Source organism: Serratia sp. TSA_198.1 (assembly GCF_052686505.1).
The window spans coordinates 738,959-753,806 of record NZ_JBQZFP010000001.1; the positions used below are offsets into that span (position 1 = coordinate 738,959).

General features: G+C 53.2%; 13 protein-coding genes and 3 pseudogenes. 8 read left to right on the forward strand and 8 right to left on the reverse strand.

Annotated features, from left to right (window positions below):
• The first annotated feature begins 41 nt into the window (after positions 1 to 41).
• Positions 42 to 998, forward strand: a complete 957-nt coding sequence (locus tag ACUTSW_RS03455; protein WP_445584440.1) for a bifunctional helix-turn-helix transcriptional regulator/GNAT family N-acetyltransferase — start codon at positions 42 to 44, stop codon at positions 996 to 998.
• On the opposite strand, the gene ACUTSW_RS03460 is transcribed toward ACUTSW_RS03455, so the two are convergent.
• The gene (locus tag ACUTSW_RS03460; protein ID WP_445583677.1) at positions 979 to 1,347 is read right to left on the reverse strand and encodes a winged helix-turn-helix transcriptional regulator; all 369 of its coding nucleotides are present in this window, start codon (positions 1,345 to 1,347) and stop codon (positions 979 to 981) included. The genes ACUTSW_RS03455 and ACUTSW_RS03460 overlap by 20 nt on opposite strands.
• Before the next feature lie 105 nt (positions 1,348 to 1,452).
• Between ACUTSW_RS03460 and ACUTSW_RS03465 the strand changes: the two genes are divergently transcribed.
• Positions 1,453 to 2,007: an NAD(P)H-dependent oxidoreductase gene (locus ACUTSW_RS03465; protein WP_445583678.1), complete on the forward strand. Its 555-nt coding sequence runs from the start codon at positions 1,453 to 1,455 to the stop codon at positions 2,005 to 2,007.
• 43 nt (positions 2,008 to 2,050) lie between these two features.
• Here ACUTSW_RS03465 and ACUTSW_RS03470 read toward each other — a convergent pair whose 3' ends face one another.
• A complete protein-coding gene (locus ACUTSW_RS03470) occupies positions 2,051 to 2,836 on the reverse strand; it encodes an NAD(P)H-dependent oxidoreductase (RefSeq protein WP_166729107.1) in 786 nt (261 codons plus the stop codon).
• An 84-nt stretch (positions 2,837 to 2,920) separates the two neighbouring features.
• Here ACUTSW_RS03470 and ACUTSW_RS03475 point away from each other — a divergent pair, with 84 nt between their 5' ends.
• The 3 genes from ACUTSW_RS03475 (at position 2,921) to ACUTSW_RS03485 (ending at position 5,730) form a co-directional block, all read left to right on the forward strand.
• On the forward strand, positions 2,921 to 3,817 hold the full coding sequence (locus tag ACUTSW_RS03475; RefSeq protein WP_111738462.1) for a LysR family transcriptional regulator: 897 nt from the start codon (positions 2,921 to 2,923) through the stop codon (positions 3,815 to 3,817).
• Positions 3,818 to 3,996: 179 nt separating this feature from the next.
• Complete coding sequence (locus ACUTSW_RS03480; RefSeq protein WP_445583679.1) at positions 3,997 to 4,950, forward strand: 2-hydroxyacid dehydrogenase; 954 nt, start codon at positions 3,997 to 3,999, stop codon at positions 4,948 to 4,950.
• Positions 4,951 to 5,121: 171 nt separating this feature from the next.
• On the forward strand, positions 5,122 to 5,730 hold the full coding sequence (locus ACUTSW_RS03485) for a class I SAM-dependent DNA methyltransferase (protein ID WP_445583680.1): 609 nt from the start codon (positions 5,122 to 5,124) through the stop codon (positions 5,728 to 5,730).
• A 374-nt stretch (positions 5,731 to 6,104) separates the two neighbouring features.
• Here ACUTSW_RS03485 and ACUTSW_RS03490 read toward each other — a convergent pair whose 3' ends face one another.
• The 3 genes and pseudogenes from ACUTSW_RS03490 to ACUTSW_RS03500 form a co-directional block, all read right to left on the reverse strand.
• The gene (locus ACUTSW_RS03490) at positions 6,105 to 6,320 is read right to left on the reverse strand and encodes a hypothetical protein (RefSeq protein WP_445583681.1); all 216 of its coding nucleotides are present in this window, start codon (positions 6,318 to 6,320) and stop codon (positions 6,105 to 6,107) included.
• A gap of 638 nt (positions 6,321 to 6,958) precedes the next feature.
• A pseudogene (locus ACUTSW_RS03495) lies at positions 6,959 to 7,417 on the reverse strand (EamA family transporter); the annotation flags it as partial.
• Positions 7,414 to 8,064, reverse strand: a pseudogene (locus ACUTSW_RS03500) (SDR family oxidoreductase); the annotation flags it as partial. The pseudogenes ACUTSW_RS03500 and ACUTSW_RS03495, both read right to left, overlap by 4 nt.
• Before the next feature lie 126 nt (positions 8,065 to 8,190).
• On the opposite strand from ACUTSW_RS03500, the gene ACUTSW_RS03505 reads away from it, so the two are divergent.
• Positions 8,191 to 8,589, forward strand: a complete 399-nt coding sequence (locus ACUTSW_RS03505) for a winged helix-turn-helix transcriptional regulator (protein ID WP_445583682.1) — start codon at positions 8,191 to 8,193, stop codon at positions 8,587 to 8,589.
• A 118-nt stretch (positions 8,590 to 8,707) separates the two neighbouring features.
• Here the strand turns inward: ACUTSW_RS03505 and ACUTSW_RS03510 are convergent, their stop codons facing one another.
• Together ACUTSW_RS03510 and ACUTSW_RS03515 are read right to left on the reverse strand one after the other, a co-directional pair.
• The gene (locus ACUTSW_RS03510) at positions 8,708 to 9,004 is read right to left on the reverse strand and encodes a YciI family protein (RefSeq protein ID WP_311992632.1); all 297 of its coding nucleotides are present in this window, start codon (positions 9,002 to 9,004) and stop codon (positions 8,708 to 8,710) included.
• 48 nt (positions 9,005 to 9,052) lie between these two features.
• Positions 9,053 to 9,940 (reverse strand): SDR family NAD(P)-dependent oxidoreductase, encoded by an 888-nt coding sequence (locus ACUTSW_RS03515; RefSeq protein WP_445583683.1) that lies wholly within the window; start codon positions 9,938 to 9,940, stop codon positions 9,053 to 9,055.
• A gap of 148 nt (positions 9,941 to 10,088) precedes the next feature.
• On the opposite strand from ACUTSW_RS03515, the gene ACUTSW_RS03520 reads away from it, so the two are divergent.
• Positions 10,089 to 10,526: a winged helix-turn-helix transcriptional regulator gene (locus tag ACUTSW_RS03520; protein ID WP_445583684.1), complete on the forward strand. Its 438-nt coding sequence runs from the start codon at positions 10,089 to 10,091 to the stop codon at positions 10,524 to 10,526.
• Positions 10,527 to 10,575: 49 nt separating this feature from the next.
• A pseudogene (locus tag ACUTSW_RS03525) lies at positions 10,576 to 11,622 on the forward strand (NAD(P)/FAD-dependent oxidoreductase); the annotation flags it as partial.
• Positions 11,623 to 11,691: 69 nt separating this feature from the next.
• Here the strand turns inward: ACUTSW_RS03525 and ACUTSW_RS03530 are convergent.
• Positions 11,692 to 14,778, reverse strand: coding sequence for a multidrug efflux RND transporter permease subunit (locus tag ACUTSW_RS03530; protein ID WP_445583685.1), 3,087 nt, complete (start codon positions 14,776 to 14,778; stop codon positions 11,692 to 11,694).
• Positions 14,779 to 14,848: the final 70 nt, after the last annotated feature.

Below are 14,848 nucleotides of genomic sequence, written 5' to 3' on the forward strand. Positions count from 1 at the left end.
ATATGGTTGTATTATGCAACTTTATTGGAGAGGCCATTATGATGCCCACCGCCGAGAGCCGTCTTTATTTGCAGCCTATCAGGGATGCGTCACGCCATCTGGTGCGCGAGCTGGGTTTTATGGGCAGCACTCTGGCGGGGACAGATTTGCCGCCTTCCGCCGTGCATGCGTTGATCGAAATCGGCGATCGGCAGGTTGATACCGCCGCGCAGCTGTGTACGGTGCTCAATCTGGAAAAATCCAGCGTAAGCCGCATGCTGAACAAGTTAATCAAGGCAGGGGAACTGGTTACGCAACCCAGCGAGCGCGACGCGCGGGAGAAAATTCTGCGGCTGACGGAACAAGGGCGGCAAACCTTGGCGGGGATTAATCGCTTTGCCGAACGGCAGGTGCTGAATGCTCTGGGCACTCTGCCGGCGGCGGCCGGTGCCGGCATTGCCGCCGGTCTGCAAACCTATGCTGCCGCATTGCGCGCGCACCGGGTCGGTGACGGGGCGTTGCCGGTACCTGAGGTAGAGATTGCCAGTGGTTACCGCCCCGGTTTTGTCGCCAGAACGCTGGAAATGCATATGCAGTATTATTCGCGGACGGTTGGGTTCGGCGCATTTTTTGAATCTACAGTAGGGGCGGCGCTGGCCGATCTCGCTGGGCGCCTGTCTCATCCGGTGAACGAGACCTGGTCTGCGCTCAGCGACGGCCGAATTGTCGGTTCGGTTTCCATCGACGGCGAGTCACTGGGCGATAATCGCGCCCATCTGCGTGCCTTTATCATCGATGACAGCCTGCGCGGCAGCGGCGTGGGCCGGAGATTGCTGAACCGGGCGGTGGCCTTTTGCGATGAAGGCGGATTCCGTGAAACGCACCTGTGGACGTTCAAAGGGCTGGATGCGGCCCGGCATCTGTATGAAAGCGTCGGTTTTGTCCTTACAGAAGAACAGCAGGGTGAACAGTGGGGCCAACCGATGACCGAACAATTATTTATTCGTCCGCAGGGCTGAGCGCTTCAGCGCGGTGAGTTTCCCCCCAGGCACACATCATATCTATGACCGGGATCAACGTGCGGCCTCGCTCCGAGAGGCTGTATTCGACCTTGGGCGGGATCTGCGGATATTCCTTTCTGATGACGATGCCGTCTCTTTCCAGTTCTTTTAACGTCGAGCTTAGCGTTTTATAAGAAATGGTGCCGATGCAGCGCTGCAATTCGTTGAAACGTAATACCGGTTTATATTGCGCCAACCAGTACATAATAATCATTTTGTATTTCCCGCTGATCACCGACAGCGTATAGCCATATCCGGTCTGTTCGAGGTCGATGCCCGTTGGGCTGCAGATATATTCAACGTTCATTTGATACTTTCCTAAAGGTTAGTATATGTAGTCAGTGTGCGTATTTTACATTAATAAAGCATAGCATATGATGCCCCGGTGAACTCATTGAAAGGGGAAGTCTGAATGAAAACGCTGGTAGTAGTCGCGCATCCTGATATTGAAAACTCGATGATAAATAAAGCCTGGCTGACCGAGCTGAGGAAATATCCCGATCTTTATACCATTCATGAGTTGTATAAGGTCTATCCAGACTGGCGGTTCGATGTCGAAAAAGAGCAGCAACTGATTGAGCAACATGAAAAAATCGTTCTGCAGTTTCCGGTATTCTGGTTCAGTTCGCCGCCGCTCCTGAAGAAGTGGCTGGATGATGTACTGACCTATGGCTGGGCCTATGGTTCAAGCAGCGGTTATAAGATGAAAGATCGCAAGGTGGCACTGGCCGTCACGGCGGGGATCAGCGCTAAGGGTTACTCGCAGGAGGGCAAATATAAGTATTCACTGGATGAGATTTTGCGGCCTTTTGAAATCACAGTTGACTATGTGCGGGCAAAATACGGTTCATTCCACGCATTCTACGGCAAGGAAAATACCCCTGACGTCGAAGTTGAACCCTTAAATCATCATGATATTGAACGCAGCGCGTCAGAGTATCGAGCCTTTATCGCCAATTTGAACTAGCCCTGTACCGCGCACGCCGTATTAAATGGCGCGCGCGGTAGAGTTATTGATTATCGCTGCTATGCACAGTGAACCCCGAGCGGCCTGGCGCGATATGCTCTTTCAAGGACAGCTCGGGAATATGGTATTCCCCGGCATTTTGCCGCCGGAACGGAATAGGCGGGGTATCCCACAGGCTGTCCAAACGTTGCCCTAGTACCTCACAGGCCGCGGCAAATCGCGCCGGGTCTATCTTGTCGGTTCGGTAGATCACGAACGGCGGCAGTACGTCAAAACCGGGGTAATGCAAAATCCCATGCTGGATCGGGAATAAAATATCATCCATAGGTCCGTTGATGCCCCGCGGGCCATAATGCGTTTCCCAACCACCGGCGGTGACCATCAGCATGGCGCGCTTGCCGGCCAGCGTGCCTTCACCATAACGATCGCCCCAATGGGTGTCGGAGTGTTCCCCCACGCCATAGGCGAAACCGTAGGCGTAAACCCGCTCAACCCAGCCTTTGAGGATCGCCGGCATCGAGAACCACCACAGCGGGAATTGCAGGATCACCGCATCGGCCCACAGCAGCTTTTGCTGTTCGAGTTCAATGTCTTTGCTTTGCAGCCCATCGGCAAATGCACGTTGGGAATCGCGTACAGGATCGAACCGCTCGCCCGTTTGTGTTGCTGTGCTGTCATCCGCGTCCAGCACGGCTTTCCACTGCATGGCGTAAAGATCGGATACCTGAACGGTATGCCCGGCATCCTCCAACCGCTTGATTGAAAAATCCCTCAGCGAACCGTTCAGCGACTGCGGTTCTGGGTGTGCGTAGACAAGAAGAACATTCATGGTAGACCTCCGTTGCAAGATAAAAGCAGGGTAGGTTTTTGTCAGGTATAGTAGAAATGAATTTCTGACATTCCAGGTATTACCATGACTAATCTCAGACGGCTGGATCTCAATTTGCTGGTGACGCTGGATGCCTTGCTCGCCGAACATAATGTGACGCGAGCGGCGCAACGCCTTAATTTCTCTCAGCCCTCGGTTAGCGTGCATCTCGCCAAGCTGAGAGAGATTTTTGGCGACCCGTTGTTGCTGCCGGGGCCACGAGGCATGCGGCCGACCGCGCGAGCCGAGGCGTTGCGCGAGCCTTTGCGGCAGGCGCTTGAGGCGCTGGAGCAAGCCGTGGCGCCCGCGAGCCCTTTTGAACCCGCCAGCGCCGGCAATACCTGGCGAGTGGCCGCCTCAGACTATGGTGAGTCGACCATCGTCTTGCCCGCCTTGATTGGCCTGCGTTCTTTGGCTCCAGGCACCCGGTTGGCGGTGTTCGAAGCCGTGCCCGCTCGCCTGGCCCGGCAGGCGGAGCAAGGGGAAATTGATCTTGCTTTTCATACTCATGAAGGAGCGCCAGAGAATCTGCGGCGGCGCACCCTGTTTAGCGAACGTTACGTCCTGGCAGGCCGCGCCGGTCATCCTCAACTGGCGGTAACCCCTACGCTGGAACAGTTCTGCCGGCTGGAGCACGTGGTGGTATCGCCGGACGGCGGGGGATTTTTCGGCAATACGGACAGCGTATTGTCGGAGGCTGGCCTGCAGCGCCAGGTGGTGCTCTCGGTTCCTCATTTCCTGTTCATCATGTCTGTCCTGGCCAGCTCCGATCTGGTGGCCATGCTGCCTTGGCGGCTGGTGCGCAATAACCGGGCGCTACAGGTGGTTGAAGCACCTATCGAGGTCCCCGGATTTGAAATGGCCATGCTGTGGCACGAACGATCCCATCGCGATCCGGCGCATCAATGGCTGCGCGAGCATATCGTCGCAGCAGTGAGCTAACGGCTGATTTATTAATGGAAGTAATAGGGGAGTTAACGATCGCCTGGCTGCGGGAACAGCCTTTCCTCGCGTCGTTGGTTTAATACAGCGCAGATTCGTAATCAGCACTTTCCGGCTTAAGGTCCGGGCACCATCGCGGTATTCTGGCGATAGCCATTCTTGCCGCCGGAACATTTTCTATGAAACGCCATCTTCTGATACTGGTTGAACTTGCGCACGAACATCATACCTGCCTCGAACAGGCTGGTTTTAGCGTCCATGCCGCCAGCTCGATAGCGGCATGGACGGCGCAAAAACCAAGGGTCGATGTACAGGCGGTACTGACCAACGGTTCCATTGGGCTCAGCGCAAACGAGATATCCGCGCTGCCGGCGCTTGAAATCATCTGCGCACTCGGTGCGGGCTACGAAAATATTGACCTTATGGCCGCACAGGCGCGGGGTATTGTCGTGACGCATGGCCCCGGCACCAATGATGCCTCGGTTGCCGACCACGCGTTAACGCTGCTGATGGCCATTGCCCGCGGGATCCCGCAGGCCGATGCGGCCGTTCGCCGGGGGGAATGGAAGCAAGCACGGCAACCGCGCCCGATGGTTTTCGGCAAAAAACTGGGGATCCTCGGTCTCGGTAATATCGGCATGCAGATTGCCCAACGCGGGGCCAGGGGCTTTGAGATGCACGTGGCTTACCACAACCGCCAACCACGTAACGACACGCCTTATCGCTATTGTGCAAGCCCGGTTGCCTTAGCCGAATGGGCCGATTTTATGGTGATCGCAACCCCTGGCGGCGGGCAAACCAGCCACATTGTTAACGCGGAGGTGCTTGATGCTCTGGGCCCAAACGGCTTTCTGATCAACATTGCGCGCGGTAGCGTGGTGGATACCCCGGCACTTATCAACGCCCTGCAACGTCAACGCATCGCCGGCGCGGCTCTTGATGTGGTAGAGGGCGAACCTGCCGTACCGCCGGAGCTTGCACGGTTAACCAACGTTATTTTAACGCCGCATATCGCCGGGCGATCTCCCGAGGCCATTGCCGCAACGGTCCAGTTGGTTATTGATAATCTGTCGGCACATTTCCTGGCAGAACCGTCGCTTACGCAGGTGATTTCAGGTGACAATGTCACTTAACGTGGGCCATGCGTGTTAATTTTCAGCATCTAAACGACGTATTTTGGTGAAATCTGCAGGCCAAAAATGGCTGAAAGAGCAAAAAGTGACGTGTTATTGACGCATTCTGTAAGCCCAAGTATGCCAATATTTCTCAGATTTCACGTAGCGCGATCAAAAAGAAGAGAGCAAATGACACATTCTGCGGCCGCGAAGATCATCACTTTATACGAACAGCATGCCGAAGCCTGGAAAAGGTTGCGGACAACGGATCTGTTTGAGCGGCCTTGGCTGGACAGATTCCTGAATCTGGTACCGACAAATGCAAGGCTCCTGGATATCGGTTGCGGTAATGGAACGCCGATCGCCGAATATTTCATTCGACAAGGTTTTGGCGTACTGGGGATTGATAGCTCAGGATCAATGATCGACTCATGCTTGAAGACATTTCCGCATCAGCAGTGGCGAGTGGCAGACATGCGAGCATTGGCACTGGATGAAACTTTTGGTGGGCTGATTGCCTGGGACAGTTTTTTTCATCTTACTCGTAATGACCAACGTCAGATGTTCAGCGTTTTCCGCAAGCATGCTGGCAGCAAAGCAGCATTGATGTTTACCAGTGGCACAAGTGATGGCGAAGCGATTGGCACATTTGAAGGCGAGCCATTGTATCATTCGAGCCTGGCGCCGGCAGAGTATCGGCAGTTGCTGCATGAAAATGGCTTTCGCGTTGTGAAGATGGTTTTCGAAGATCCTGAATGCGGAGGAAGAACAGTATGGCTAGCGCAAAGCACAATCTGAGGCGAGATGCGGATAAGGTCATGACAAAGGCCAAAACCTCAGAATCTACGTATCCTTATCTAGGTGCGCATAATGTATATTATGTTAAATAGCGTCAATGGATACGCACCGGGCTATTCCTTTAGACTCTAACTCTCCTCACCTTCAGTCTTTGCCGGCTTCTTTCGCAGAATTTGCTTAGGCACATCCCGGTTTAAACATCCCGGTCTCACTCATCGATCGCCGTGTCCTGATGAAAAAGCGTTTGCCAATAACCACCGCTTTCTAATGAAGACAACACAACCAGATTGACGAACGCGCTATGCGACGAGCCACCTTGCCGTCTGCATCAAGCTGAAAACTTTATATCTCAGCAATGCTCCCGGCAATCATCGTTAGCTGACCCTGCGGATGGTCAGTTTCCATTTTCCAGCGCGGCAACTGTTTACCGTTTTTGTCATAGCGTTGTCCAAGCACCTGGTTTCTTCAAAATCGTCATGCAGTAATTCGTCGACGATATTTGCATTGTTACGCGTCGCCGCGTCGCCTGCAGATGGATCTGGGCCTTCCAGTGATTGAAGCACGGGCAAGAAACCGGTGGAATCGGTCAAAAGGCCCTTCTTTTTTGATCGCGCTACGTGAAATCTGAAATTAACTGGCTGCCATAACCTTGCAGATTTCGCCAAAACGCACCGTTAATTCCCCCTAAATCAGCCGATACCTCAGCACTTCCTCACTGTAACTATTGGCATTCTTTAATGCCCTGGGTTTTTCGCCGTAGCTCGCAGAATTCTGACTACTTCTGGCCAGCTTCTCCTCATAAAGCATGCCAAAAGCCTCAGGGGCGATTTCAACGTGTTCAGGTGAAATACCAGAATATCATCCGCGTCATTCACTTGGTTATCTAGCCTGCCATTTAACATAACTTAGTGACATTGTCACTAAATGCCATTGTTGGCCCCCCTAGTCCATAACGCGATCCTTACTGGCCACTGTCATTGGCTGACCTGAGCTGCCACGAGCCGCAAATGGTTGTTGCTAGATCTCTTTCAGAACGTTGATAAAAATAGAGAAAATCTGGCAAAGATCTTTATCAGCGTACATTGCAACACTTAAACGAAAGACAGTACTTCGCTAAGCGGCCGGCGGATTTTTTGCGTCAAACAGTCATCTTCCGGGTATCCCACTGCAACTATCATCAGGGGTAACTCATTGTCTGATATCCTGTTTAAATGAAGAGTTGATGGTTTTAATTAGCGCGAACTGACGAGCGCTGTACAACCAGCACGCTAATCAGCACTATGATGAATCCAAAGAGAGCCGCGCTGCTGAGGGTCTGAGAAAGCATGATCCAGCCGAGCAAAACGGCAGTTAACGGGCTGAGTAATCCCAATGAAGCCACCGCAACACCAGGAAGACGGGTGATGCCACGGAACCACAAGCCGTAAGCCACAAACGCGCCGGCAAGGCTCAAATAGGTGTAAGCGGCATATTGTGAAGCGGTCAGTGTGGGTAAAGGTGCGTCTAAAAGCCACGCCGCGGGTGCTAACATCATTCCGCCCAACACCAGTTGCCAACCAGTCAACGCCATTACCGGCATGTTTATCTGCCAGCGGCGTGTTAACCAGACGCCGGTTGCCATGCACCCCGCTCCCAGCAAAGCTGCGGCTATGCCAATAGGCTCAAATATTGTCTGGGGTGAAGGTAGGCGATGTCCTTGCCCGTCTGGCGGGATACCTCATCTGCCAGATCTTTCAGTGTCCATGCCGTGTCGCCGGCTAATTCGTAGGTCACATTCACGTGGCCGGCACTGCTCAAAATCGCCACTGCCGCTTCTGCGAAATCTTCACGGCTGGCCGATGAAATCCGGCCTTCACCTGCGCTTCCCATAAAGGCACCATTGGCCAGTGCTGCGCCGACGGAGCCAGTGTAGTTCTCAGTGTACCAACCGTTGCGCATGATCGTGTAGGAAAGGCCAGAGGCCTTAATCGCGGTCTCAGTTGCCATATGTTCGCCGGCCAGGTTCAGAGGCGAGACGTCCGCGTGGAGCAGGCTTGTGTAGACAATGTGCTTCACGCCCGCCTTCTTCGCGGCGGCGATCACATTGGCGTGCTGGACGGTACGTTGACCGACTTCACTCGAAGAGATCAACAAAAGACTGTCGATGCCGGCCAGCGCTGCGTCGAGCGTGTCCGGTTGCGCATAGTCGGCAGCACGCGCGCTAACCCCAAGCGATTGCGCTTTTTCCGGGGTGCGTACCAAAGCAACGATGTCGCTGGCCGCCACTTTCTGTTTAAGCTTATCAATAACGATACGGCCTAACTGGCCTGTGGCACCGGTGATGGCAATAGTCATGGCAAAACTCCTTGAAATTTGATTGTGCAGGTTAATCACAACTCGACTATAGACCATGCACTAATTTATAGTAAGTACGTACAAAAAAGTAAGTAAGGCATTATTTCACCTGTCCAAAGAGGCGTTATGACAAACCCCTTGATTGAACCTTTATCCGAAAAAATGTTGCGTGGCGATGTAATGGTCGCGGCCTGTCCTTCACGCGAAATCTTGAGCCATCTTACCAGCCGTTGGGGGGTACTTATTCTGATCGCGTTGCTGCCCGGAACACTGAGGTTCAGTGAAATTCGCCGCAGGATCGGGGGAGTCAGTGAGCGAATGCTGGCTCAAACTCTGCAGTTATTAGAGAAAGACGGCATGATTAACCGCTATGACTACAACATCGTCCCGCTACGCGTGGAATACACGCTCACGCCACTTGGAAAAGAAGCTGCGGCCAAAGTTCGGGATTTAGCGGACTGGATTGAGAACAATTTGGCGGCACTAACACTGGCGCACAATTGCCCCGATGCAGTTGCCAGATAGGGGTGGAGCCGATAATTTTCAGCTGTCGGCTCCAGGTCTCGAAGAGCAATCTTTACCCTTCGAGGTCTGGTCACGGGATAACTCCCTCTCACGGGCGATAACGTTTCGCCGGCTGAGGTTAACCGCGGGCTTTCAAATGCAACATGGAGTAATGTTCGTAGTGGCCGACACCATTCTTCACAATGGGGTCTTCCGCTGTAATGGCAGCGATATCCTGTTCATCGGCAATTTGGTAGAGCGAGACGCCATAGCCACCCTTTTCATCAATCACCGGGCCATGAGCCACGATCAGGCCTTGGGCAAGCAGCTCGTTTAGAAAGTCACCGTGCTGCTGCATCCATTTTTGTTCGTCGGCAGACATCGTAGTCAGGAAATTAGCTCGCGGCGGTATAAATTTGCACAAGTAATATTTCATGGTCAGTCCCTCATTGAAGTCATTTAAACGTCGCAGACATTATTTCTGTTATGCAGACTTCACGCTTTTCAGAATTTCACCTTCAAAGATTTTTGGCATGTGGTGCTGAAGGAACAGGATTATTCTGCTCATTTTCCCCACAGGGTTGCTGAATTTCGGTTTCTTCGCCGTTATCAGGCCGGAAATGGTTTTGATCACCGCATCAGGCGCTTCGGCTTCATCAATGCCCTTCTGCGTTGCGGCCATGGCCTGCTTGCGATAGGTGTTGTAGTCGGCAATGTTACGGCCTTGCGCGGAAACGGCATTGTGGGCCAGGTTGGTTTTAAACCACATCGGCTCGACCATGCTGACGTTGATATTGAATTGATCCAGCTCGAAGCGCAGGGATTTGAAATAACCCTGAACGGCGTGTTTGGAAGCCGTGTAATAAGACAGGTTTGGTGGGCCGATCAGGCCAACAATAGAACTGACCGTAATGATTTGCCCCTGCTTTTGCGCCCTGAAATAAGGCAGCAAGGCATTGGTCAGCTTAACCGTGCCCCAGAAGTTGGTTTCAAATTGTTGTCTGCCCAGTTCAATCGGCGTTTCTTCGGCAAGGCCGGTCACCATATAACCGGCATTATTAATTAGCACATCCAACTGTTTAGTGAACTGGAATAATTCGTAAACAAACGAAGTAATTGAGCTGTCGTCGTCAATATTCAATTTCAACAACCTGAACGGGACTTTAGCCGCGTATTTTTCCGGTTCGCGACTGGTGCCGATAACGGTAAACCCCTGCTGGTGAAGGCTGTTGGCGAGCATCAGTCCAAAACCCGATGATGCACCTGTAATTAAGACGGTCTTTTTCATAATGAGCTTTTCCAAAAGGCGGTGTGGTTTCACATTCCGCAGTGCAATAGAGATATCAGTGATGGATAAATATGCCGCTGGCACGTACCGGCACCGCCAGGTCGCAGTGATGACCCGCTTTAAGTTAGTATCGTTTTAGTAGTTAGTCAATACTAAAATGATAGTTAAAAAGGAGTCGGCTGAGACAAGCCTGCGTGATAGTATCGTTTCAGTAGTTAGTGAGGTGAAAATTATGAGCACAAATTCCTATTCTGAAAACATCTGCCCTATCGCCCGCAGCGTCGCTTTTCTCGGCGATGCCTGGACAATGCTGATCCTGCGTGATGCCAACTCCGGGATGACGCGCTTTGACCAGTTCCGCAAAAGCCTGGGGATTGCCCCCACCATGCTGACCAAACGGCTGGCGATGTTGACCGAAGAGAATCTGCTTGAGAAGCGGCAGTATTCAGAGCGTCCGCTGCGCGAAGAGTATATTTTGACCGAGGCTGGCCGCGACTTTCTGCCGGTGCTTATCATGATTGGCGCCTGGGGTAAAAAGCACCGCGGCGAAGGCAAGCTGCTCCGTCTGCTGGATGCCGAGGCGGGAACTGAAGTCAACGCTATAGCCATTGATACCGTCACTGGGGCCGAGATTGGCACTCGCGCAATCCAGATGGTGCTCCCGGAATGATAGCTGGCAAAATTCTTTATTGAACGGACAGTGACACGAGGGATTCGGTATGTGTGCCACAGAAAAACACATGATTGTTGTAGGTGCGGGAATTATGGGTGCTTCGATAGCTTATCACCTGGCCAGCCGCGGGATAAAAGTGACCGTTATCGATAAAGATCACCCGGCTGCTGGGGCCACCGGCAGCTCTTTTGGCTGGATACACACTACGGTGAGTGATGATGCGCCAGATGCCCTTCTTCGTCGCGCCTCGGTGGCGGACTGGCATCGGTTGGAAAAAGAGATACCGGAACTCTGGGTGAACTGGACGGGAGCGCTCAGTTACGACGATTTTTCACTGGAGAGCCAGGCCGACGATAGCTTGCTTCGGCAACCGGGCATATCCCAACTTGAACCCGCGCTGAATAACCCGCCGCAACGGGCTTATTATGCGCAGCAAGATGGGGCTGTCGATCCCATAGACGCCACTCGTGTCCTGCTGGATAAAGCCTGTAGTCTCGGGGCCACGCTCAAAACCCAGACGGCGGTAATCGGGTTTACCCGAGCAGGAAGCAAAATTACCGGCATCGAGACGTCAGAGGGCGTATTGAAGGCGGATTGCCTCATCCTGGCGTGCGGAACAGGTATATCGCCCCTGCTCGATGCCATGGGTACCCCGCTGCCGATCATGGCCTCGCCGGCCATTTTATTGCGGTACGGCGCGACAGGCCACGTAGTTAACACCCTGATTTCAGGCCATGACATAGAGGTTCGCCATACCCGCAACGGGGATATTTTAGCCGTGGAAGATTATCCGGCAACCGGCGGAATGGATGGAGTCGCCTCTGACACGCTCACGGCGATGAAAGTCGCCTTAAAAGGCACAGAGTCGGCGCAATTGCTTAGCCAATCGGTAGGGCTGCGGCCTGTGCCGGAAGATGGATGCCCGGTCATCGGATTCATGGGGGATGCAACAGGCGTTTACGTGGCGGTGATGCATCCGGCAGTGACCTGCGCAGCCACCTTGGGGAGAATGATAAGTGAGGAGTTGGTCACCGGTAAATCGCTGGAAATGCTTGAAAGTTATCGGCCGGCGCGTTTCTTCTCTGGCCAAGGCGGCAGCCGCAGTTTGTCATCATGCGCCATTACCCTGCACCGGGCCATTTCCGCTGCAGGGTATACGCATTTACTTTTTTTCAAACAGACGCATGACGGAAATATAAAACACCGGCACAAAGAATATCGCCAACAACGTCCCGCTGATCATGCCGCCAAAGACGCCTGTGCCAATGGCGTGTTGGGTCTTGTCGCTGGCACCGGTCGCGAGCATCAACGGCACGACGCCCAGCGTGAAGGCCAGTGAAGTCATCATAATTGGCCGCAGCCGTTGTTTGGCCGCCAGCAATGTCGCGGCAATGATATCCATACCCTGAGCACGCAACTGCCGGGCGAACTCGACGATCAAAATGGCATTTTTGGTAGAAAGTCCGATGATGGTGATCATCCCCACTCTAAAAAAGACATCATTCGACATGTCCGCCACGATGACCGCGCATACCGCCCCTGCCAGGCCCAATGGCACGACCAACATCACCGCCAAAGGCGTTGACCAGCTTTCATAAAGCGCGGCCAGCACCATAAATACGACCAGGATAGAGAGCAAAATAAGCATGGGGAGCTGAGCGGTGGATTCTTTTTCCTGCAACGAACTGCCGGCCCATTCGGCTTTAAAGCCCTGCGGCAATTCGCTCGCCAACCGCTCCATTTCCGCCATGGCGGCACCGCTGGACTCGCCAGGCGCAGCGCTGCCCGTCACCTTTAACGCAGGATACCCCTGATATCGGTTTAATTGGCGTGGTGTCTGAGCCCAGGCAGCAGTAACGAAAGCGGAAAGCGGCACCATTTCGCCCGTTTTGTTTTTGACGGAAACCTTCAGTAAATCCGTTAACTGCATTCTGTAAGCAGTATCGGCCTGGACGATAACCTGCTGAACACGGCCGTTGTCCGTATAGTCATTCACATAATAAGAACCCGAAGCGGCGGAGATCGCCTGGCTAATATCGTCAAATGAAACGCCGAAGGCTTCCGCTTTTTCCCTGTCGACATTCAGTGAAACACTGATACCCTCCGCTAAGCCATCAATGTAAACATCCATTAATACCCAACTTTGATTGGCAAGCTCGACAAGCTTTTCCGTCGCCTGCCTCAACGCGGAATAACCTGTTCCGGCACGATCTTCAATATACAGCGTGAACCCCGATGAGGTCCCCATATCAGAAATGGCCGGTGGCAACAGGCTTAGGGTGGTGGCGTCCGGTATGCTGCTTAAGGCTGTCTGAACAAAATCGGCTTCGTCCTGAGCGGTCTGGCCGTTTCGATACTGCCAGTCTTTTAACGTGGTAAACGCCAGCGCCGTATTGGGGCCCGACCCCGAAAAGCCAAAACCGAGGATCGAGATATTGTTCGCGACAACCGGACGCGTCGCTATGGTAGCTTCGAAGCGCTCCACCACTTCGCGCGTCCGCGCCATAGTGGCATCTGAAGGCAATTGAATCGATGACATGAAATAGCCCTGATCCTCCTCCGGCAAAAATGATGAAGGCAGATTTTGCAAGGCCACCAGCAGTGCGCCGCAAATCGCGACATAAAGCAGTATCGTTCTCCCGGTACGCTTTAACACATATCCCAGTCCTGACTGATAACGAACGGCTAAGGCGTTAAAATAGCGATTGAATCCGCGTGAAAATTTGCCACCGGGGCCTTCTTTTTGGGTATGCGGTTTCAATAAGGACGCGCAGAGGGCCGGCGTCAGCGTCAGGGCCAAAAAGGCTGAAAACAGAATGGACACGGCCATCGAGAGCGTAAACTGTCGGTAAATGACGCCGACCGAGCCACTGGCAAAACCCATAGGGATAAATACGGCAGTCAACACCAGGGTAATGCCGATAATTGCGGGGGTAATCTCCTTCATTGCCTCGCGTGTAGCCTGTTTCGGCGACAACGCCTTTTCTTCCATCAGGCGTTCCACATTCTCCACGACCACGATCGCATCATCTACAATAATGCCGATAGCCAGCACCATGCCGAACATTGTCAGGACATTAATGGAAAAACCGCTGAACAGCATGATGGTGAATGTGCCCAACAACGCCACCGGCGCCACAATGGCGGGAATAAGAGTGCAACGTATTTTGTGCAGAAAAAGCAGCATCACCAGGAAGACCAGCACCATCGCTTCAATGAAGGTCTGGACGACTTTCTCGATCGACAGTTTGACAAACGGCGCCGTATCGAAAGGAACAGAAAACGTCATCCCCTGCGGCAGGTTTACCGAGAGATCGGCAAGCCGCGCATGGATCCCTTCTGCCGTACTGATGGCGTTCGCGCCAGGGGCAAGCTGGATCGCAGCCGCCGTCGCGGGCAAGCCATTCTCACGGATCGCAAATGCATAGCTTTGCAGACCGGACTCCACTCGAGCGACATCCGCCAGCGTTAAGCGCGAGCCATTGCCGTTCGCTTTAATCGTAATATTGCGAAATTCCGCCAGAGAAGAGAGTTGTCCTTTCACCGTAAGCGGATAAGTCACCCGCTGCCCGCTTGCCGCCGGCTCATCGCCAATGCTGCCCGGCGAAACAAAAAGGTTTTGTTGGCTAAGCGCGGTGATCACATCATTAACCGACAGCTTATAAGTGAACATTTTGACGGGATCCAGCCAGATACGCATGGCCTTCTCTGCCCCAAATAACTGGACTTTACCGACCCCAGGCACCCGACGCAGCTCATCGGTGACATTACGGGCAAAATAGTCGCTCAGATCGGCTTCCTGATATTGCCTGGAAGGTGACTTCAACCCCACCATCATCAGAAAGCCCGAGTTCGCGGCCTCAACGTTCACGCCATTTTGGCGCACCACTTGCGGGAGGCGAGGTTCAACCACGTTTATTTGGTTCTGAATATCCACCTGGGCGAGTTTGATGTCCGTGCCGGGTTTAAACGTCACCGTAATGGACGCAATCCCCGAGGTGTCGCTGGACGACTCAAAATAAAGCAGGTTATCGACCCCCGATATTTCGCGCTCAAGAAGGGAGATCACTGAGGTGTTCATCGTCTCCGGCGTAGCGCCGGGATAGGTAGCGGTTATCGACACGCTGGGCGGTGCAACGGCCGGATATTGGGCCACCGGCAATTGGGGAATGGCCAAAATACCGCCAAGAATAATGAATAGCGCTATCACCCAGGCAAAAACAGGCCGTTCAATAAAGAACTGGGACATTTAATGATACCCGTATTGATTTAAAAACGATTTAGAGGCCCGGCATACATTCTTCATGCATAGTTAAAAA